Source organism: Bifidobacterium callitrichos DSM 23973, assembly GCF_000741175.1.
In the GTDB taxonomy this organism is placed as follows: Bacteria; Actinomycetota; Actinomycetes; order Actinomycetales; family Bifidobacteriaceae; genus Bifidobacterium; species Bifidobacterium callitrichos.
On sequence record NZ_JGYS01000006.1, the window covers coordinates 120,217 to 139,535 of the forward strand.

A 19,319-nucleotide genomic window follows, 5' to 3' on the forward strand; every position below is an offset into this window, starting at 1 on the left:
TGCGCCACTGCGTGGTCTTCGATATATTGTGACCTAGGCCACATGCGGATGGTCGTGCGCCGGAAGCGACGGACGGGACCCGCATGCTGGAGATGTCCATACATATGACATGTTGTGCAAATACCACCGATCGAGGAGGATTCATGGCAGACGCTAAGAAGGCCGACACCCCCACCAAGCCGACTCCGGAGGAGAAGCAGGCGGCGGCTGAGGCTGAGGTTGACGCGCTGGTGAAGAAGGGCCTGAAGGCCTTGGCGGAGTTCGAGAAGCTGGATCAGAAGCAGGTCGACCACATCGTCGCCAAGGCGTCGGTCGCCGCGCTGAACAAGCATCTGGTGCTGGCTCGCATGGCGGTCGAGGAGACCGGCCGTGGTCTGGTCGAGGACAAGGCCACGAAGAACATCTTCGCGTGCGAGCACGTCACGAACTACATGGCGGGTCAGAAGACCGTCGGCATCATTCGCGAGGACGACGTGATGGGCATCGACGAGGTCGCCGAGCCGGTGGGTGTGGTCGCGGGCGTGACCCCGGTCACGAATCCGACGTCGACTGCGATCTTCAAGTCGCTGCTGGCGCTGAAGACCCGTTGCCCGATCATCTTCGGCTTCCACCCGGGCGCGCAGAAGTGCTCGGTCGAGGCCGCGCGCATCGTGCGTGACGCCGCGATCGAGGCGGGCGCTCCCGCGGACTGCATCCAGTGGATCGAGCACCCGTCGATCGAGGCGACCGGCGCGCTGATGAAGCATGATGGCGTGGCCACGATTCTGGCGACCGGTGGTCCGGGCATGGTCAAGGCCGCGTACTCGTCCGGCAAGCCGGCCTTGGGCGTGGGCGCCGGCAACGCGCCGGCCTATGTCGACTCCGACGTGGACATCGTGCGCGCCGCGAACGACCTGATCCTGTCCAAGCACTTCGACTACGGCATGATCTGCGCCACCGAGCAGGCCATCATCGCCCACAAGGACGTGTACGCGCCGCTCGTCAAGGAATTGAAGCGCCGCAAGGCCTACTTCGTGAACGCCGACGAGAAGGCCAAGCTCGAGCAGTACATGTTCGGCTGCACCGCGTTCTCCGGTGGTACGCCGAAGCTCAACTCCGTGGTGCCGGGCAAGTCCCCGCAGTACATCGCCAAGGCCGCCGGCTTCGAAATCCCCGAGGACGCGACGATCCTGGCCGCCGAATGCGCGGAGGTGTCGGATAACGAGCCGCTGACCCACGAGAAGCTCGCCCCGGTGCAGGCTGTGCTCAAGGCCGACAACAAGGAGCAGGCGTTCGAGATGTGCGAGGCGATGCTCAAGCTGGGCGCCGGCCACACCGCCGCGATCCACACCAACAACCAGGACCTCGTGCGCGAGTACGGCCTGAGGATGCACGCGTGCCGCATCATCTGGAACCAGCCGAGCTCGCTGGGCGGCATCGGCGACATCTACAACGCGATCGCCCCGTCGCTGACCCTGGGCTGCGGCTCCTACGGCGGCAACTCGGTGTCCGGCAACGTGCAGGCCGTGAACCTGCTCAACATCAAGCGCATCGCCCGGAGGAACAACAACATGCAGTGGTTCAAGATCCCGCCGAAGACGTACTTCGAGCCGAACGCCATCAAGTACCTGCGCGACATGTTCGGCATCGAGAAGGCCGTGATCGTGTGCGACAAGGTCATGGAGCAGCTCGGCGTCGTCGACAAGATCATCGACCAGCTGCGCGCCCGCGCGAACAACGTGACCTTCCGCATCATCGACTACGTCGAGCCGGAGCCCTCGGTCGAGACGGTCGAGAAGGGCGCGGAGATGATGCGCGAGGAGTTCGAGCCGGACACGATCATCGCGGTCGGCGGCGGCTCGCCGATGGACGCGGCCAAGATCATGTGGCTGCTCTACGAGCACCCGGAGATCAGCTTCGGCGACGTGCGCGAGAAGTTCTTCGACATCCGCAAGCGCGCGTTCAAGATCCCGCCGCTGGGCAGCAAGGCCAAGCTCGTGTGCATCCCGACCTCGTCCGGCACCGGCTCGGAGGTCACGCCGTTCGCGGTGATCACGGACCACAAGACCGGCTACAAGTACCCGATCACCGACTACGCGCTGACCCCGTCGGTCGCGATCGTCGACCCGGTGCTTGCGCGCACCCAGCCGCGTCGTCTGGCCTCGGACGCCGGCTTCGACGCGCTGACCCACAGCTTCGAGGCGTACGTGTCGGTGTACGCGAACGACTTCACCGACGGCATGGCATTGCACGCGGCCAAGCTGATCTGGGAGAACCTGGCCGAGTCGGTCAACGGCGAGCCGGGTCTGGCCAAGACGGTCGCGCAGGAGAAGATGCACAACGCGGCCACGATGGCCGGCATGGCGTTCGGTTCCGCGTTCCTGGGCATGTGCCACGGCATGGCCCACACGATCGGCGCCCTGTGCCACATCGCGCACGGCCGTACGAACTCGATCCTGCTGCCGTACGTGATCCGTTACAACGGTCAGGTGCCCGAGGAGCCGACGAGCTGGCCGAAGTACAACAAGTACGTGGCCGACGAGCGCTACCGCGACATCGCCCGCAACCTGGGCGTGGACACCGGCAAGACCCCGGCCGAGGCCGTGGAGAACCTGGCGCGTGCGGTCGAGGACTACCGCGACAACAAGCTCGGCATGAACAAGAGCTTCCAGGAGTGCGGTGTGGACGAGGACTACTTCTGGAGCGTGCTCGACCAGATCGGCATGCGCGCCTACGAGGATCAGTGCACGCCGGCCAACCCGCGCATCCCGCTGATCAACGACATGAAGGACATCGCCATCGCCGCCTACTACGGCGTCAGCCAGGCCGAAGGCCACAAGCTGCGCGTCGAGCGCGAAGGCGAAGCCGCCACGGAGGAAGCCTCCGAGCGCGTCTGAGTCGAGTCTGCCAGATCGCAGGCTGAGATGAGCTGATCATCGGATGAGCTGATCATCCACCGAAACAGGGTCGGTTCCCGAACATCAATCGGGAGCCGACCCTGTTGCCGTATGGTTGCCGTAAGTCCGCGTGCTTCTAGCGGTGCGTGTCGCCCTCCGCGTGCGTGATCGCCTCGCCGATGTTGTCCTGACTGAAATCGTGATTGCGGTAGTCGGGATTGTCCACCGGCAGGTGCGTGACCAGCGTGTCGAACACCTGACTCAATATCTCACCGCGCTCCAGCACCGCATCGAGCACATGTCCGCCGATCGAATGGTCGTCGGCGAGGAAATGCTCATGGAATCCGGCCACCGCGGCGCCATGGAACATGACGGGGGAGAAGTAGCCGAGCATCACGCCGCGCACGTCATGGCCCAGGAAGATCGCCTGACGGTCGGCCACCTCCTCCAGCGTGGGGTATGGGGCCTGCTGCTTGATGACCGCGCGTGTCTTGATGAAGCTGAACGTGCCGCGCACGATCACCGAGAAGAACGTGTTCGCGCGTCCGTTCGCCTCCACGATGCGCCGGTTGAGCTCCTCCAGACCGATATCGCTGCGCTCGCACTGGTATTGGAACGCCGCGCGATGGATGTTCGCGAACGGCAGCGTCAGGTCATCGGGAACCGCTTCGACCGCGCCGGTGCGTCCGACCTTCCACGCCTTGCCGTCAAGTACGATGATCTCGCCGTCGAGTCCCTCGCCGGTGCCGATACCGGTGTCGCCATGGGTGAGCAGTTCGCCCATCGTGGTGGTGCCCTCCAGAAGGCCCGGCACCAGTAGCGCCAGTGTACCGTGCTGATAGAGGACGTTCGCCCTGTGCTCGTGGATCGGCTCGATGGCCTTGCCTTTGAGTTCGCTCACAATTCGTAATATAAAGGTCTCGCGATTCGTCCCTCAAGACCTCGCGCAACGCAATGGACGTGACTTGTCTCACATGCTTGTCCGCACTCATGCCCGTGGCGTAATCCCCTGTAACGGTACAGAGGTGGGTATAGCGTATCCGAGTGCTTTCAGGAGGCGCCCGACAAGAACGCCGGTGCAATCCCGGTGCGGCACGGGAAGAAGTATGCGGCATATGGCAACCAAGCGCGGTATCGATACGGTGCTCACCAGCGAGGAATCGTACGTCGACGGCAAACTCACGCACACGGCGTTCGTCTCCCTCGCGATCCTCACGTTCATCACGTTCGTCGGCAACTTCACCCAGCTGCAGCTGAGTGCGGCCCTGCCGTCGATCGTCGACGAGTTCGGCGTCAACGTCACCACCGGCCAGTGGCTCACCTCCGTCTTCCAGCTCGTGATGGGAGTGATGGTGCCGCTGACCGCGTTTCTGACCCGTCGCTTCTCCACGCGTCAGATCGTCATCGTGTCGATGGCGGTGTTCACGCTCGGTTCGGTATGCGCGTGGCTTGCCCCGTCCTTCCTGATCCTGCTGCTCGGCCGTGTGCTCGAGGCGATAGGCACAGGAGTCATGTGGCCGGTGCTGCAGATCACGGTCTTCTCCATCTATCCGCTGTCCCGCCGCGGCGCCGCGATGGGCATGGTCGGCATCGCGATGAGCGTCGCCCCGGCCATCGGACCGACGCTCGGCGGCCTCCAGACCGACGCGAACGGATGGCGTTCGATCTTCCTGACCCTGACTGCCATCGGTGCGATCTCCCTGATCGCGGCGTGCCTGTGGCTGCACAACTTCGGCGAGCACGACGCGGCCGCCCGCGCCGACTTCTTCTCCGTGGCCCTGTCGATCTTCGGTTTCGGCGGATTGATGTTCGGCTTCACGAATATCGAGAACTATCCGTTCGTCAACCCGATGGTGTGGGGTTCGATGCTCGTCGGCATCGTCGGCATCATCTGGTTCGTGGCGCGCCAGATCCGCCGCGCTCATATATATAAGGAGTACGCCAAGGAGTACGCCAAGGAACACGTCACGCGGGAAGCCGCCGCGTCCGCCGGCGCACGTTCCGCAAACACTCCCGAACCGCCGCTGCTTGACCTCGGCGTCCTGAAGAACCGCTCGTTCACCGTCGGCACGGTGACCGCCTCGCTCGCGTTCTTCGCGTTCAGCTCGATTCTGGTCATCATGCCGCTGTACATCCAGAACGATCGCGGCTTCTCTGCGACGATGAGCGGACTGATCATGCTGCCCGGTGCGATCGGCCAGTGCATCTCCCAGCTGTTCGGAGGCAAGGCCCTCGACCGTTTCGGCGCACGCCCGGTCGCCCTGTTCGGCGCGATCGTGCTCACCCTCGGCACCATCGGCATGAGCCTGATCTCCTCCGATACGTGGATCTGGTGGGTATCGATCTGCCAGTTCATCCGCCAGATCGGCATGGGATCGCTGCTGATGCCGATCACCACTTGGTCGCTCAACTGCCTCGAGCCCGGGGAGATCTCCGCGGGATCCTCCGTGACGAACACGGTCCGACAGGTCGCCGGCGCGATGGGCGCGCCGATCCTCGTCATCCTCATGGAGACGTTCACCGCAGTCCGCCACGCCGCGGGCGTCGACGCGGTCACCGCCAACATCTTCGGCATCCAGTGGGCGCTGCGCATCTCCGCCGCGATCTGCTTCGTCATGGTGATCCTCGTGCTCGTCGGCGTGCGAGGCGACGGCGCCGGCTCCACCCGCGAAGCCACCCGCCGCGCCCTCTCCCGCATGCGTCACTAGGTCACTGTGATTTCGCGGAGCGGGTCTGAGGGGTAGTGCATGGTTGGAGCCTATGACTACCAGACACACCTATCGCACGCGATGCGCGTCGACCATCAGAACGTGGATCCCCGATCAGCCCGGCGCATGGGCCATGGCCCTGTCTCCTGCACTGTCCGGACTCATCGTGGGTGGCGCGAACATCGATTCCGTCTGGCTGTTCGTGGCATGGACCCTGTGCTACTGCGTGCAGTTCACCGCATCCCGGTGGCTGAAATCGCGGATGTCGCGCCGTTATCTCAAGCCGATGCTGGGATATCTGACGGCATTGGCCATCGTCGGACTGCCGTTCGTCATCACCCGACCGGGCATCATGCGATGGGCTCCCATATATATGGTGCTGGCCGCGCTGTCGCTCCTCGCCGCGTGGACGCGGCGCGAACGTTCGCTGTGGGGCAACGGCGTCGCCGTCGCCGCCTCGTCGCTGATGGCCGCCGTCGAGACGTCGTTCGGTACGCGCAACATCGCCGGGGCGGCTTGCGCCGTCATCAACGGCTCCCTCAATCGGTTCCTCGGCGATGGCTCGTCGACGGTTGTGGCGGCGGCTGGCAGATGCGAGACGTCGATCAACGCGGGCATGGATGCCGTCCGTTCGCTGCCCGTGCCGGGGGATTGGTGGAACGCGTATTCGCTGCCGATCGTCGGCGTGCTGCTGGCGGCGCTGTTCGCCGTCGTTCAGTTCGGTTCGGTCCTGTTCGTCAAAACGATGATCCGCGAGCGTGGCAAACGATCATATGTGGCGGCGTCGTGGATCTGGCACGGCGTGATGCTGCTTGGGGCGGGTGGTACTGCTGGCGTCTCGGTCTCGCGGGGGTGGGATCGTCTCGACGCGGCGAGCGTGCTGTTGGTGGTGCTGGTCGTGTGGCTCCTCGCCCGCGCAGTCGTGTTGCCGATCCTGGGTCGATTCAGGCCTCTGAAGCCGTTGATCGCAGGCGTCACGGAGATGATGTCGACGGTGCTGACCTTCGCCCTGTCGCTCACGCTCGGTCTGCCGTTGACCATGTGAATCGCGACACGCCGAGACATCCGTCCTGATGATTTAGTCCGGCCTCGATGCTTAGATAAACAAGTTGCCTGATTTGGGCTCGCACATTTGGAAATAACAAAGCGAGCACGGGGCCGGAACCATCCACTTGGTTTCGGTGGGCCGTGCACTGATGTCGGATGACCGCCAGAGGACGTATGTCCAAGGGAGGCCATGCGCGCCGGTGCCCTTAAGAAGCAGGCTGGTAAACAGTACACGAATCGCTAGAAAGGGCGGACGGCAATGGCGGGACAGAAAATCCGCATCAGGCTTAAGTCCTATGACCACGAGGTCATCGACCAATCGGCGAAGAAGATCGTCGAAACGGTGACGAACGCGGGCGCAACTGTTGTTGGCCCCGTTCCGCTGCCGACCGAGAAGAACGTTTTCTGTGTTATTCGTTCTCCTCATAAGTACAAGGATTCTCGCGAGCACTTCGAGATGCGCACGCACAAGCGCCTCATCGACATCGTGGACCCGACCCCGAAGGCCGTGGATTCCCTGATGCACATCGATCTGCCTGCGGACGTCAACATCGAGATCAAGCTGTAAGGGAGGAGGGAACCACTATGTCGCAAAGGAACGATTGCAAGGCTCTGCTGGGCAAGAAGATCGGCATGTCTCAGGTCTGGGACGAGAACGGTTTCTTCGTCCCCGTCACGCTGGTGGACGTTTCCACCAACGTGATCACGGCCATCAAGACCGATGAGACCGACGGCTACACCGCCGTCCAGATCGGCTACGGCCAGATCGATCCGACCAAGGTGACCAAGCCGCTCGCCGGCCACTTCGCCAAGGCCGGTGTCACCCCCCGTCGTCACCTCGTCGAGGTGCGCGAGGACAACGCCACCGAGTACACGGTCGGTCAGGAACTGACCGCCGAGCTCTTCGCCGAGGGTACCGAGGTCGATGTGACCGGCACTACCAAAGGCAAGGGCTTCGCTGGCACCATCAAGCGCTGGGGCTTCAAGTCCTACCGCCGTTCCCACGGCTCTCACAAGAACGAGCGTCGCCCCGGTTCCGTCGGCGCGTGCGCTACCCCGGGCCGTATCCTCAAGGGCAAGCGTATGGCCGGCCGCATGGGTCATGTGACCGCCACCGCGCAGAACCTCACCGTCGTCTCCGCTGATGTCGAGAACGGCATCCTCGCCATCAAGGGCGCCATTCCGGGCCCGAAGGGCGGCATCGTTCTCGTCCGTTCTGCGGTGAAGGGAGCCTGATAAACCATGGCAAACGTTACTCTGAACGTCACTGACAACGCCGGCCAGAACGCGGGCACCGTCGAGGCCCCGGCCGAGCTCTTCGGCATCTCCGCCGAGGACGTGCAGGCGCACGTCCCGCTGATCCACCAGGTCGTCGTGGCCCAGCTGGCCGCTGCCCGTCAGGGCACCCACGCCACCAAGACCCGCGCCAACGTTTCCGGCGGCGGCAAGAAGCCGTGGAAGCAGAAGGGCACCGGTCGTGCTCGTCAGGGCTCCATCCGCGCGCCGCAGTGGTACCACGGTGGTGTCGTGTTCGGCCCGCAGCCGCGCAACTACGCGCAGCGCACCCCGAAGAAGATGAAGGCCGCCGCTCTGCGCTACGTGCTGTCCGACCGCTTCAACGCCGGTCGCGTCGCCGTGGTCGACTTCGGCATCGGTGAGACCCCGTCCACCAAGGCCGCCGTCGCCGCTCTGACTCCGGTCACCAACGACAAGTTCACCACCGTCGTGTTCACCCGCGACAACGTGAACGAGTGGCTGTCCGTGCGCAACATCCCGACCGTTCATCCGATTTTCGTCGATCAGCTCAACACGTACGACGTGGTCACCGCGCAGTACGTCGTCTTCACCAAGGAGGCCCTCGAGGCCTTCGTCGCGGCGAAGACCGAGCCGAAGGAGGCCTGATTTTCATGGTCGCTATTCACAAGCCGGCACACGACGTCATCCTTAAGCCCGTCGTCTCCGAGAAGAGCTACGCCAACTCCGATCGCGGCCAGTACACCTTCGTGGTGGCCCCGTCCGCGAACAAGGTGCAGATCAAGCAGGCTATCGAAGAGATCTTCAATGTCAAGGTGACGAGCGTCAACACCCTCAACCGCGCTGGCAAGAAGCAGCGCACCCGCACCGGTTTCGGCCGTCGCGTCAACGAGAAGCGCGCGATCGTGACCGTCGCCGAGGGTCAGACGATCGACATCTTCGGTAACTGAAGGCTAGCCGAGAAAAGTTAAAGGAAGAACTATATTATGGCTATCCGCGTTTATAAGCCGACGACCGCAGGCCGCCGTAACGCGTCCGTCTCGGACTTCGCCGAGATCACGCGCTCCACGCCTGAGAAGTCGCTGGTTCGCAAGCTGTCCAAGACCGGTGGTCGCAACTCCTACGGCCGCATGACCTCCCGCCACCGCGGCGGTGGCCACAAGCGCCAGTACCGTCTCATCGACTTCCGTCGTTGGGACAAGGACGGCGTGCCCGCCAAGGTCGCCCACATCGAGTACGACCCGAACCGTACCGCCAACATCGCCCTCCTGCACTACGCCGATGGCGAGAAGCGTTACATCATCGCGCCGAAGGGCATCAAGCAGGGTGACGTCATCGAGACCGGCGCCCAGGCCGATATCAAGCCGGGCAACAACCTGCCGCTGAGGAACATCCCGACCGGTACCATCGTGCACGCGATCGAGCTCCGCCCGCTGGGTGGCGCCAAGATCGCCCGCTCCGCCGGTGCCGCCGTTCAGCTCGTCGCCAAGGACGGTGCGTACGCCCAGCTGCGTATGCCGTCCGGTGAGATCCGCAACGTCGACGCGCGCTGTCGCGCCACCGTCGGCGAGGTCGGCAACGAGGACCACGCCAACGTCCAGCTCGGCAAGGCCGGTCGCGCTCGTTGGATGGGCAAGCGCCCGATCACCCGTGGTGAGTCCATGAACCCGGTCGACCACCCGCACGGCGGTCGTACCCGCGGTGGCAAGCCGCCGGTTTCCCCGTGGGGCAAGGGCGAGGTTCGTACTCGTCGTCCGAAGAAGGCCTCGAACAAGATGATTGTTCGTCGTCGTCCGAATGGCAAGAACCGCAAGTAAGGAAGATTCGAAGAGATGACTCGTAGCATCAAGAAGGGCCCCTTCGTCGACGCCCACTTGCAGAAGAAGGTCGACGAGCAGAACGAGAAGGGCACCAAGAACGTCATCAAGACGTGGTCCCGCCGTTCGATGATCACCCCCGATTTCATCGGCCACACGTTCGCTGTTCACGATGGTCGCAAGCACGTCCCGGTGTTCGTCACCGAGGCGATGGTCGGCCACAAGCTCGGTGAGTTCGCCCCCACGAAGACCTTCAAGGGTCACGTGAAGGACGACAAGAAGGCCCGCCGCTAAAGGAGAGCATGACTTATGGAAGCTAAAGCAATCGCTCGTCACGTCCGCGTGACGCCGCGCAAGGCTCGTCGCATGGTCAACCTCATCCGAGGCAAGCAGGCGACCGAAGCCGTCACCATTCTGAAGTTCGCCCCTCAGGACGCGTCCCTGCCGGTTCGCAAGGTCCTCGAGAGCGCGATCGCCAACGCTCGTTTCCAGGCCGATAAGGCCGGCGAGCCGTTCCGCGAGAACGACCTGTTCATCAAGGAGACCTACGTGGACGAAGGCGTGACGCTCAAGCGTTTCCGCGCCCGCGCCCAGGGCCGTGCCGCTCGCATCAACAAGCGCACGAGCCACATCACGGTCGTCGTCGCCAACAAGGAAGGAGCCCGCTAAAGATGGGTCAGAAGATCAATCCGTTTGGCTACCGTCTTGGCATCACTGAGAACCACCGCTCCAAGTGGTTCTCCGACTCCAACAAGGCCGGCGAGCGTTACTCCGACTTCGTGCTTGAGGACGACAAGATCCGCAAGGAGATGAACAAGGACCTCGAGCGTGCCGGTGTGAGCAAGATCGTCATCGAGCGCACCCGTGACCGCGTCCGCGTCGACATCCACACCGCCCGTCCGGGCATCGTGATCGGTCGTCGTGGCGCCGAGGCCGAGAAGGTCCGCGCCAAGCTCGAGAAGCTGACCGGCAAGCAGGTCCAGCTCAACATCTTCGAGGTCAAGAACGCCGCGCTGGACGCCCAGCTCGTCGCTCAGGGCATCGCGGAGCAGCTGACCAACCGCGTCACCTTCCGTCGCGCCATGCGCAAGGCCCAGCAGGACGCCATGCGCGCCGGTGCCAAGGGTATCCGCATCAAGCTCTCCGGCCGCCTCGGCGGTGCGGAAATGAGCCGTTCCGAGTTCTACCGTGAGGGCCGCGTTCCGCTGCAGACCCTCCGCGCCCTGATCGACTACGGCTTCTTCGAGGCCAAGACCACCTACGGCCGCATCGGCGTCAAGGTGTGGATCTACAAGGGCGATATGACCGAAAGCGAGTTCGAGGAGCAGCAGGCTCAGCAGAACAACCGCCCCGGCCGTCGTGGCGATCGTCGTCCGCGCCGTGGCAACCGTAACGCTGGTGCCGGCCGTCAGCAGGCTGAGGCTCCGAAGGCCGAAGCCGCCGAGGCTCCCGCCGCCACGGAAACGAAGGAGTGAGCAAGAATGCTTATCCCAAAGAGGACCAAGTACCGCAAGCAGCATCGTCCGGTCCGTTCTGGCATGTCCAAGGGCGGCAACGAGATCAACTTCGGTGATTACGGCATCCAGGCGCTGGCCCCGGCCTACGTGACCAACCGCCAGATCGAGGCCGCGCGTATCGCCATGACCCGCTACATCAAGCGTGGTGGCCGCGTGTGGATCACGATCTTCCCGGATCGCCCGCTGACCAAGCACGCCCTCGGTGCCCGAATGGGTTCCGGTAAGGGTACGCCTGAGTTCTGGATCGCTAACATCCACCCCGGTCGCGTCATGTTCGAGATCGGTGGTGTGTCCGAGGATGTCGCACGCGAGGCTCTTCGCCGCGCCATCGATAAGCTCCCCATGAAGTGCCGTGTGATTGCTCGTGAAGGCGGTGACATCTGATATGGCAGTCGGAACCGAAGAGTACTCCATCAAGAACCTCAATGAGAAGACCAACGCGGATATCGAGGGCTTCCTGAAGAAGTCCAAGGAAGAGCTGTTCAACCTGCGCTTCCAGCACGCGACCGGTCAGCTCGAGAACACCGCCCGCCTCAAGGCTGTCAAGCGTGACATCGCCCGCATGTACACCGTGCTGCGCGAACGTCAGCTCGGCATCACCGTTGAGCCGGCCGCCACTGAAACCGCTAAGGAGAAGTGATCATGGCTGAAGAGCGTAACTTCCGCAAGGTTCGTCGCGGTTACGTCGTGTCCGATACCATGGACAAGACCATCACCGTCGAGCTCGAGAAGCGTTCGACCCACCCGCTGTACGGCAAGGTCGTCCGCACCACCAAGAAGGTCAAGGTCCATGATGAACACAACGAGGCCCAGATTGGCGACCTCGTGAGTATTATGGAGACTCGGCCTCTGAGCAAGACCAAGCGTTGGCGTCTCGAATCCATCATCGAGCGCGCCAAGTAAAACAAGTTCGGCAAGGCTCGCCGTCCACCGGGCGCGGTATGAATAGGTATTCTGTGCTTATTCCTCTACCGCGCCCGGTGTGCGGGGAGAACCAGCTCGGCTAAGGAGAATCAATGATTCAGCAGGAAACGCGGCTTCATGTCGCCGACAACACGGGTGCCAAGGAACTCCTTGCCATTCGCGTGCTCGGTGGTTCGAAGCGACGCTATGCCGGCCTGGGCGACGTGATCGTCGCCTCGGTCAAGGACGCGATCCCTGGCGGATCGGTCAAGAAGGGCGACGTGGTCAAGGCCGTCGTCGTCCGTACCGTCAAGGAGTACCGTCGTGTTGACGGCTCCTACATCAAGTTCGACGAGAACGCCGCCGTCATTCTCGGCTCCGGCCGTGAACCGAAGGGCACTCGTATTTTCGGACCGATTGCTCGTGAGCTGCGCGACAAGCGCTTCATGCGCATCGTGTCCCTCGCCCCGGAGGTGATCTGACAATGGCAGCCAAGATCAAGGCTGGCGACCAGGTGAAGGTCATCCGCGGTAAGGACCGCGGCAAGGAGGGCACCGTCAAGCGCGTGCTGTCCGATGACCGCCTGATCGTCGAAGGCGTTCAGATCGTCAAGAAGCACGTTCGCGCGACCCAGCAGGGTCAGCAGTCCGGCATCGTCTCCACCGAGGCCCCGATCCATCGCTCCAACGTGATGGTCATCGACCCGGAGACCAAGCAGCCGACCCGCGTGGGCATCGTCGTGAAGGAAGAGGCGCGTGACGGCAAGGTCAAGACCGTGCGCGTGCGCGTCGCCAAGAAGTCCGGAAAGGAGCTGGCATGACCGACACCACTACCGTCGAAGCGCCGGCCACCCCGCGCTTGAAGGTGCAGTACAACGAGCAGATCATCCCTGAGCTCGAGAAGGAGTTCAAGTACTCCAACCCGATGCAGGTCGCTCGTGTGCAGAAGGTCGTCGTCTCCATGGGCGTCGGCGCTGCAGCGCGTGACTCCAAGCTCATCGAGGGCGCCGTCAAGGACCTCACCCTGATCACCGGCCAGAAGCCGAAGATCACGAAGGCCAAGAAGTCCGTCGCGCAGTTCCACCTGCGTGAGGGCCAGGCCATCGGCGCGTACGTCACCCTGCGTGGCGAGCGCATGTGGGAGTTCCTCGATCGTCTTCTGACGCTGGCTCTGCCGCGTATCCGCGACTTCCGCGGTATCAACGGCCACCAGTTCGATGGTCAGGGCAACTACAACTTCGGTCTCACCGAGCAGTCCATGTTCCACGAGATCGATCCCGACTCGATCGATCACCAGCGCGGTATGGACATCACCGTGGTGACCAGCACCAAGGATGACAAGGAAGCTTACGCTCTGCTGAAGCACCTTGGCTTCCCCTTCAAGGAGAACTGATATGGCAAAAACCGCTCTTAAGAACAAGGCGGCCGGCAAGCCGAAGTTCAAGGTGCGTGCCTACACGCGCTGCCAGGTCTGCGGTCGTCCTCATTCCGTGTACCGTAAGTTCGGCCTATGCCGCATCTGCCTTCGTGAGAAGGCCCACCGCGGCGAGCTCCCCGGCGTTACGAAGTCCAGTTGGTAAACATCGACGCTGAAGGTCCGCGGCCTAGCTCCCGATAGGGGAGCGGGCGGCGGAAACCACGGCGAGAAAGGGCACTAGCCCACATGACAATGACAGATCCGATCGCAGACATGCTGACGCGTCTGCGTAATGCGAGCGCGGCGAAGCACGAGACCGTGGATATGCCGTACTCCAAGTTCAAGGCGAACATCGCCGAGATCCTCAAGCGCGAAGGCTACATCAAGGACTTCACCGCGAAGGAGGCCAGGGTCGGTCAGACCCTCGAGGTCACCCTCAAGTACGGCCCCAACGGCGAACGCTCCATCCAGGGCATCAAGCGCATTTCCAAGCCGGGCCTGCGTCGCTACGCCAAGTCCGACTCTCTGCCGATGCCGCTCGGCGGCCTTGGCATCGCCATCATCTCGACCTCGTCGGGACTGCTGACCCAGAAGGAATGCCTCGATCGAGGCATCGGCGGCGAGATCGTCGCCTACGTGTGGTGAGAAAGGAGAGCTGACACATGGCATCGCATATTGGTAAGCTCCCCATCGCCATCCCCGCTGGCGTTGAGGTCAAGATCGACGGTCAGAACTTCGAGGCCAAGGGCGCCAAGGGTTCCGACTCCTACGTCCTGCCTGAGGGCATCACCGCGGCCGTCGAGGGCAACGAGATCATCGTTACCGCTGGCGACGACCTGCGTCCGACCCGTGCCAAGCACGGTCTGGCTCGCTCCATCATGGCCGGCATGGTCAAGGGCGTTCACGATGGCTACTCCAAGACTCTTGAGATCGTCGGCACCGGTTACCGCGCCGTCGCCAAGGGCCAGGGCATCGAGTTCTTCCTCGGCTACTCGCACACCATCACCATCAACCCGCCTGAGGGCATCACGCTCAAGGTGACCGACCCGACCCACGTGGTCGTCGAGGGCACCGACAAGCAGTCCGTTGGTCAGGTCGCCGCGAACATCCGCAAGCTGCGCGCTCCGGAACCCTACAAGGGCAAGGGTGTGAAGTACGCCGACGAGCATATTCTGCGCAAGGCTGGAAAGGCTGGTAAGTGATATGAGCGTCACTATTTTCGGCAAGGGCAAGAAGGTTGCGCGCCTGCGTCGCCACGCCCGCATCCGCAAGCACATCACCGGTACCGCCGAGCGTCCGCGCCTGGTGGTCACCCGTTCCAACCGCCACATGGTTGCTCAGATCGTCGACGACACGCAGGGCAAGACCCTCGTGTCCGCTTCGACCCTGACCGCCGAGTTCGCCGGTTTCGAGGGCACCAAGGTTGAGGCCGCCAAGAAGGTCGGCGAGCTGATCGCCGAGAAGGCCAAGGCCGCTGGCATCGAGGCCGTCGTGTTCGACCGTGGTGGCAACAAGTACACCGGCCGTGTCGCCGCCGTCGCCGAGGGCGCCCGTGAGGGAGGTCTGGCACTGTGAGCGAAGAAATGAAGGAAACCCAAGTGGCTGAAGAGACTCAGAACACTCAGGCTGCTCCGGCTGAAGAGAACAACGCCAACGACGATCGTCGTGGTGGCCGTCGCGGCGAGGGCCGTGGTGGCCGTCGCGGTGAGGGCCGTCGTGGTGAGCGTCGCAACCGTCGCGAAGAGAACAAGGGCGATGAGCTCCTCGATCGCGTCGTGACGATCAACCGCGTGTCCAAGACCCACAAGGGTGGTCGTACGTTCAGCTTCGCCGCCCTCGTGGTGGTCGGCGACGGCAACGGCACCGTGGGTGTTGGCTACGGCAAGTCCCGTGAGGTCCCGGCGGCTATCGCCAAGGGCCAGCTGGATGCCAAGAAGCACATGTTCAGCGTGCCGCGCGTTCGTGGCACCGTTGTTCACCCGGTGATCGGTCACGACGCCGCGGGCACCGTCCTGCTGCGCCCGGCCGCCCCCGGTACCGGCGTTATCGCCGGTGGCCCGGTCCGCGCCGTCATGGAGTGCGCCGGCATCACCGACGTGCTGTCCAAGTCCATGGGCTCGCCGACCGCAATCAACATGGTGCGTGCGACCGTCGACGCCCTCAAGCAGCTTGAGGAGCCGGAGGAGATCGCCGCCCGTCGTGGCCTTTCCCTCGAGGAAGTCGCTCCGGACGCCCTGCTGCGCTCCCGCGCTCTCGGCATCGCCGAGGCCCGCAAGGCTCGCGAAGAGGCTCAGGCCGCCAAGGCCGCCGAAGCGAAGGACGGTGAGTGAGTATGGCCAAGAACCTGAAGATTACGCTGCATCACGGTCTCGTGAACCGTAAGCCGAACCAGCGCGCTACCGCTCAGACTCTGGGCCTGCGCAAGATCGGTCAGACGGTCGTCCGTGAGGACACCCCGGCCGTGCGTGGCATGGTGAACGCTCTGCGTCACCTGGTCACTGTCGAGGAGGTCGACTGATTATGGCAGACAACGAAATCCTGCAGATGCACGATCTGAAGCCTGCCCCGGGCGCCAAGAAGGACCGCACTCGTGTCGGTCGTGGCGAGGGCTCCAAGGGTAAGACCGCGGGTCGTGGCTTCAAGGGCCAGACCAAGCGCACGAACGTGCGTCCGGGCTTTGAAGGTGGCCAGCTCCCGCTGTACATGCGCCTTCCGAAGCTCCGTGGCTTCAAGAACCCGTTCCGTACGGTGTTCCAGGTCATCAACATCGCCAAGCTCGCCGAGATCTTCCCGGAGGGTGGCGAGGTGACGGTTGCCGACCTCGTGGCTAAGGGTGCCGTGCGCGCCAACCAGCCGGTGAAGGTCCTTGGCGAGGGTGAGACCTCCGCCAAGTTCACGCTCAAGGGCGTGAAGGCCTCCGCTTCCGCCAAGGCCAAGATCGAGGCCGCCGGCGGCAGCATCTCCGAGGACTGATCGCAATCGGTTCCGCGGAACACATGATGTGATCAATGACCCCTTCGCCCATCCGGGCGGAGGGGTCATTGTCATATTCCCCGATTTGTCATCATGATTTGTCATGTTCCGTGTCATGTCTCATGTTTTGGGGCCGATGGGCCGGTCCATTGACATTAAGTAGGCACGGTAGGATATGCTGTTGCGCTAGCGTTCAAAAACGTGCTTGTATGTGTACGCGCCATGGGGCGCGGTATGGGAGGATTTCAGGTGAGGACGTTAATCCAGGCCTTGAAGACGAAGGAACTGAGGAAGAAGATTCTCTTCGTTCTGTTCATCATCATTATCTACCGCATCGGTTCGTTCATCCCCACCCCGGGCGTGGACTACACCGTCGTGCAAAAGTGTCTGACCACCCTGCAGGGCAGCCAGGAGAACTTCATCGGACTGGTGAATCTCTTCTCCGGCGGCGCCATGCTGCAGCTGTCCATCTTCGCGCTGGGTGTGATGCCGTACATCACCGCATCCATCGTGGTTCAGCTGCTGCGTGTGGTCATCCCGCGTTTCGAGGCCCTGCACAAGGAGGGCCAGTCCGGTGAGGCCAAGCTCACGCAGTACACCCGTTACCTGACCATCGGTCTGGCCGTGCTGCAGTCCACCACCATCCTGGTGACCGCCCGCTCCGGCGCCCTGTTCAACTACGCCTGCTCGCAGGTCATCCCCGACGGCTCGGTGTGGAACCTCATCGTCATGGTCCTCATCATGACCGGTGGCACCGGCCTGATCATGTGGATGGCCGAGCTCATCACCGACAAGGGCATCGGTCAGGGCATGTCCGTGCTCATCTTCATGTCCATCTGCTCCGGCTTCCTGCCGCAGCTGTGGGAGATCGGCTGGGGCACGAACGGCACCGACGGCGACTGGGCCAAGTTCGCCATCGTCGTCTCTGTGCTTGTCGTCATCCTCATCTTCGTCGACTTCGTCGAGCTGTGCCAGCGTCGTATCCCCGTGCAGTACACCCGCCGTATGATCGGCCGCAAGATGTACGGCGGCTCCTCCACCTACCTGCCGCTGAAGATCAACATGTCCGGCGTCATCCCGCCGATCTTCGCCTCGTCGATCCTCGCCATCCCGACCCTCATCGCGCAGTTCGGCAAGTCGGACCAGAGCTGGGTCAAGTGGATCAACAGCAACCTGGCGAACACCACCAGCATCTGGTACATCGCGCTGTACGCGCTGATGATCGTGTTCTTCTGCTTCTTCTACACCGAGATCACGTTCAACCCGGACGAGACCGCGGACAACATGAAGCAGTACGGTGGCTTCATCCCGGGCATCCGTGCGGGCAACGCCACCAGCCGTTACCTGAGCTACGTCATGAACCGCCTGAACACCGTGGGTGCCGTCTACCTGCTGTTCGTCGCGCTCATCCCGACCGTGCTCATCATGGCGCTCGGCCTCAACACCCAGCTTCCGTTCGGTGGCACCACCATCCTGATCATCGCGGGCGTCGGTCTTGACACGCTGCGTCAGGCCAAGGCCCAGACCGAGCAGTTCCAGTACGCCGGATTCCTGTTCGAGAACACCGACCACAAGGAAGGCTGACACTCGTCTGGCAGATGCCAGTCGGAGTCATCCGCAATCAACCATTAGGCAACATTAGGAAGGATTGACATGCGTCTTCTTATCATGGGCCCGCAGGGCGTCGGCAAGGGCACCCAGGCCGCGCTGCTCGCCGAGCACTACGGCATCCCGGCGATCTCCACCGGCGATATCTTCCGCGCCAACATCAAGGGCAAGACCGAGCTCGGCCTCAAGGTCATCGCCTACACCGACAAGGGCGAGCTGGTTCCGGACGAGCTGACCAACTCCATCGTCAAGGATCGTCTCGCTCAGGACGATGCGAAGAACGGCTGGATCCTCGACGGATATCCGCGCAACGCGGCCCAGGTCGAGGCGCTGGATGTCATGCTTGAGGAGCTCGGCACCCCGCTCGATGCCGTTGTGGCGCTTGACGCCGATCACGATGTACTGATGCAGCGCATCGCCAAGCGCGCCGAGGAGCAGGGCCGCACCGACGACAACCCGGAGGCCATCGCCAAGCGTCTGGCCACCTATGCCAAGGAGACCGCTCCGCTGCTGGACACCTACAAGTCCCGCGGTCAGCTGGTTGAGATCGATGGCGTCGGCGAGATTGACGCGATTCAGGCCAGCATCGTCGCTGCGCTCGACGCCCGCTGAACATGATGTTCAGCCAGTCGACGGCTGACGACTAGCACATGTCACACACAAGCCGGACATGCGACACACCCATGTGTCGCATGTCCGGCTTGTGTGTATTCTAGTAGTTTGGTGTGTCTTTGGATACACATGTAATGCAACCGAGGAGTGGAAGCGGGAGTAATGGCAAAAGACGGTGTGATTGAAGTCGAAGGTAGGGTAGTCGAAGCGCTGCCGAACGCGATGTTCCGCGTTGAACTCGAGAACAAGCACATCGTGCTGGCCACCATCTCCGGCAAGATGAGGAAGAACTACATCCGAATCCTTCCGCAGGATCGTGTCGTGCTCGAGATGAGCCCGTATGATCTCAACCGCGGACGCATTACGTACCGCTATAAGTAAAGGTACAAGCAAAGGAAAACCATGAAGGTCAGCCCTAGTGTGAAGAGGATCTGCGAGAACTGCCGCGTGATCCGTCGTCACGGCCGCGTCATGGTGATCTGCTCCAACCCGCGCCACAAGCAGCGTCAGGGCTGAGAGAAGATTCTCCAGCGGCACTAATCAGGCACTTATTCACAGTGCTTCCCGCAAGGGAACGACACTGAACCA

The 19,319-nt window shown here is 62.8% G+C and carries 29 protein-coding genes; 28 read left to right on the forward strand and 1 reads right to left on the reverse strand.

From position 1 onward, the window contains the following. Positions 1 to 143 precede the first annotated feature (143 nt). Positions 144 to 2,876, forward strand: coding sequence for a bifunctional acetaldehyde-CoA/alcohol dehydrogenase (adhE, locus tag BCAL_RS04755; RefSeq protein WP_043164530.1), 2,733 nt, complete (start codon positions 144 to 146; stop codon positions 2,874 to 2,876). A 136-nt stretch (positions 2,877 to 3,012) separates the two neighbouring features. Here the strand turns inward: adhE and budA are convergent, their stop codons facing one another. Further along, positions 3,013 to 3,777, reverse strand: a complete 765-nt coding sequence (gene budA, locus BCAL_RS04760) for an acetolactate decarboxylase (RefSeq protein WP_043164528.1) — start codon at positions 3,775 to 3,777, stop codon at positions 3,013 to 3,015. 214 nt (positions 3,778 to 3,991) lie between these two features. Between budA and BCAL_RS04765 the strand changes: the two genes are divergently transcribed. The 27 genes from BCAL_RS04765 to rpmJ all read left to right on the forward strand — a co-directional run bounded on the left by BCAL_RS04765 (position 3,992) and on the right by rpmJ (position 19,247). Further along, positions 3,992 to 5,584, forward strand: a complete 1,593-nt coding sequence (locus BCAL_RS04765) for an MDR family MFS transporter (protein ID WP_043164525.1) — start codon at positions 3,992 to 3,994, stop codon at positions 5,582 to 5,584. Between the two features lie 52 nt (positions 5,585 to 5,636). Further along, entirely contained in the window at positions 5,637 to 6,629 is a 993-nt protein-coding gene (locus BCAL_RS04770) for a YwiC-like family protein (RefSeq protein WP_052119009.1), read from the forward strand. Between the two features lie 261 nt (positions 6,630 to 6,890). After that, positions 6,891 to 7,199, forward strand: coding sequence for a 30S ribosomal protein S10 (rpsJ, locus tag BCAL_RS04775; RefSeq protein ID WP_003827292.1), 309 nt, complete (start codon positions 6,891 to 6,893; stop codon positions 7,197 to 7,199). Positions 7,200 to 7,216: 17 nt separating this feature from the next. Then, positions 7,217 to 7,867 (forward strand): 50S ribosomal protein L3, encoded by a 651-nt coding sequence (gene rplC, locus BCAL_RS04780; RefSeq protein WP_043164521.1) that lies wholly within the window; start codon positions 7,217 to 7,219, stop codon positions 7,865 to 7,867. Positions 7,868 to 7,873: 6 nt separating this feature from the next. Next, on the forward strand, positions 7,874 to 8,533 hold the full coding sequence (rplD, locus tag BCAL_RS04785; RefSeq protein ID WP_043164519.1) for a 50S ribosomal protein L4: 660 nt from the start codon (positions 7,874 to 7,876) through the stop codon (positions 8,531 to 8,533). Between the two features lie 5 nt (positions 8,534 to 8,538). Further along, positions 8,539 to 8,835: a 50S ribosomal protein L23 gene (rplW, locus tag BCAL_RS04790; RefSeq protein ID WP_043164517.1), complete on the forward strand. Its 297-nt coding sequence runs from the start codon at positions 8,539 to 8,541 to the stop codon at positions 8,833 to 8,835. Positions 8,836 to 8,871: 36 nt separating this feature from the next. Further along, a complete protein-coding gene (gene rplB / locus BCAL_RS04795) occupies positions 8,872 to 9,702 on the forward strand; it encodes a 50S ribosomal protein L2 (protein ID WP_043164515.1) in 831 nt (276 codons plus the stop codon). Between the two features lie 15 nt (positions 9,703 to 9,717). Then, a complete protein-coding gene (rpsS, locus tag BCAL_RS04800) occupies positions 9,718 to 9,996 on the forward strand; it encodes a 30S ribosomal protein S19 (RefSeq protein ID WP_003814508.1) in 279 nt (92 codons plus the stop codon). A 15-nt stretch (positions 9,997 to 10,011) separates the two neighbouring features. Then, positions 10,012 to 10,371 (forward strand): 50S ribosomal protein L22, encoded by a 360-nt coding sequence (gene rplV / locus BCAL_RS04805; protein ID WP_043164513.1) that lies wholly within the window; start codon positions 10,012 to 10,014, stop codon positions 10,369 to 10,371. Positions 10,372 to 10,373: 2 nt separating this feature from the next. After that, positions 10,374 to 11,177 carry a 30S ribosomal protein S3 gene (gene rpsC / locus BCAL_RS04810; RefSeq protein ID WP_043164511.1) on the forward strand — a complete coding sequence of 268 codons (804 nt, stop codon included), beginning with the start codon at positions 10,374 to 10,376 and terminating at the stop codon, positions 11,175 to 11,177. Between the two features lie 6 nt (positions 11,178 to 11,183). Further along, a complete protein-coding gene (gene rplP, locus BCAL_RS04815) occupies positions 11,184 to 11,603 on the forward strand; it encodes a 50S ribosomal protein L16 (RefSeq protein WP_043164509.1) in 420 nt (139 codons plus the stop codon). 1 nt (position 11,604) lies between these two features. After that, a complete protein-coding gene (gene rpmC / locus BCAL_RS04820) occupies positions 11,605 to 11,859 on the forward strand; it encodes a 50S ribosomal protein L29 (RefSeq protein WP_043164506.1) in 255 nt (84 codons plus the stop codon). Between the two features lie 2 nt (positions 11,860 to 11,861). Beyond that, a complete protein-coding gene (gene rpsQ / locus BCAL_RS04825) occupies positions 11,862 to 12,122 on the forward strand; it encodes a 30S ribosomal protein S17 (RefSeq protein ID WP_043164504.1) in 261 nt (86 codons plus the stop codon). A 113-nt stretch (positions 12,123 to 12,235) separates the two neighbouring features. Further along, the gene (rplN, locus tag BCAL_RS04830) at positions 12,236 to 12,604 is read left to right on the forward strand and encodes a 50S ribosomal protein L14 (protein ID WP_043164503.1); all 369 of its coding nucleotides are present in this window, start codon (positions 12,236 to 12,238) and stop codon (positions 12,602 to 12,604) included. Positions 12,605 to 12,606: 2 nt separating this feature from the next. After that, the gene (gene rplX, locus BCAL_RS04835; RefSeq protein WP_043164502.1) at positions 12,607 to 12,942 is read left to right on the forward strand and encodes a 50S ribosomal protein L24; all 336 of its coding nucleotides are present in this window, start codon (positions 12,607 to 12,609) and stop codon (positions 12,940 to 12,942) included. Beyond that, positions 12,939 to 13,514, forward strand: a complete 576-nt coding sequence (gene rplE, locus BCAL_RS04840; protein WP_043164500.1) for a 50S ribosomal protein L5 — start codon at positions 12,939 to 12,941, stop codon at positions 13,512 to 13,514. Before rplX ends, rplE begins: the two co-directional genes overlap by 4 nt. 1 nt (position 13,515) lies before the next feature. Next, on the forward strand, positions 13,516 to 13,701 hold the full coding sequence (locus tag BCAL_RS04845) for a type Z 30S ribosomal protein S14 (protein ID WP_003814530.1): 186 nt from the start codon (positions 13,516 to 13,518) through the stop codon (positions 13,699 to 13,701). Between the two features lie 83 nt (positions 13,702 to 13,784). Further along, positions 13,785 to 14,183, forward strand: coding sequence for a 30S ribosomal protein S8 (gene rpsH, locus BCAL_RS04850; protein ID WP_043164495.1), 399 nt, complete (start codon positions 13,785 to 13,787; stop codon positions 14,181 to 14,183). Between the two features lie 17 nt (positions 14,184 to 14,200). After that, the gene (gene rplF / locus BCAL_RS04855) at positions 14,201 to 14,740 is read left to right on the forward strand and encodes a 50S ribosomal protein L6 (protein WP_043164493.1); all 540 of its coding nucleotides are present in this window, start codon (positions 14,201 to 14,203) and stop codon (positions 14,738 to 14,740) included. Between the two features lies 1 nt (position 14,741). Then, positions 14,742 to 15,113: a 50S ribosomal protein L18 gene (rplR, locus tag BCAL_RS04860; protein ID WP_043164490.1), complete on the forward strand. Its 372-nt coding sequence runs from the start codon at positions 14,742 to 14,744 to the stop codon at positions 15,111 to 15,113. After that, positions 15,110 to 15,868, forward strand: a complete 759-nt coding sequence (rpsE, locus tag BCAL_RS04865; RefSeq protein WP_043164488.1) for a 30S ribosomal protein S5 — start codon at positions 15,110 to 15,112, stop codon at positions 15,866 to 15,868. Before rplR ends, rpsE begins: the two co-directional genes overlap by 4 nt. Positions 15,869 to 15,870: 2 nt before the next feature. Beyond that, a complete protein-coding gene (rpmD, locus tag BCAL_RS04870; protein ID WP_043164486.1) occupies positions 15,871 to 16,056 on the forward strand; it encodes a 50S ribosomal protein L30 in 186 nt (61 codons plus the stop codon). 2 nt (positions 16,057 to 16,058) lie between these two features. Next, positions 16,059 to 16,511 carry a 50S ribosomal protein L15 gene (rplO, locus tag BCAL_RS04875; protein ID WP_043164484.1) on the forward strand — a complete coding sequence of 151 codons (453 nt, stop codon included), beginning with the start codon at positions 16,059 to 16,061 and terminating at the stop codon, positions 16,509 to 16,511. Between the two features lie 249 nt (positions 16,512 to 16,760). Further along, entirely contained in the window at positions 16,761 to 18,095 is a 1,335-nt protein-coding gene (gene secY, locus BCAL_RS04880; protein WP_043164715.1) for a preprotein translocase subunit SecY, read from the forward strand. Between the two features lie 69 nt (positions 18,096 to 18,164). Then, the gene (locus BCAL_RS04885; protein WP_043164482.1) at positions 18,165 to 18,731 is read left to right on the forward strand and encodes an adenylate kinase; all 567 of its coding nucleotides are present in this window, start codon (positions 18,165 to 18,167) and stop codon (positions 18,729 to 18,731) included. Positions 18,732 to 18,893: 162 nt separating this feature from the next. Then, positions 18,894 to 19,112, forward strand: coding sequence for a translation initiation factor IF-1 (gene infA / locus BCAL_RS04890; protein ID WP_004268611.1), 219 nt, complete (start codon positions 18,894 to 18,896; stop codon positions 19,110 to 19,112). Between the two features lie 21 nt (positions 19,113 to 19,133). Beyond that, the gene (gene rpmJ, locus BCAL_RS04895) at positions 19,134 to 19,247 is read left to right on the forward strand and encodes a 50S ribosomal protein L36 (RefSeq protein ID WP_043164480.1); all 114 of its coding nucleotides are present in this window, start codon (positions 19,134 to 19,136) and stop codon (positions 19,245 to 19,247) included. Positions 19,248 to 19,319: the final 72 nt, after the last annotated feature.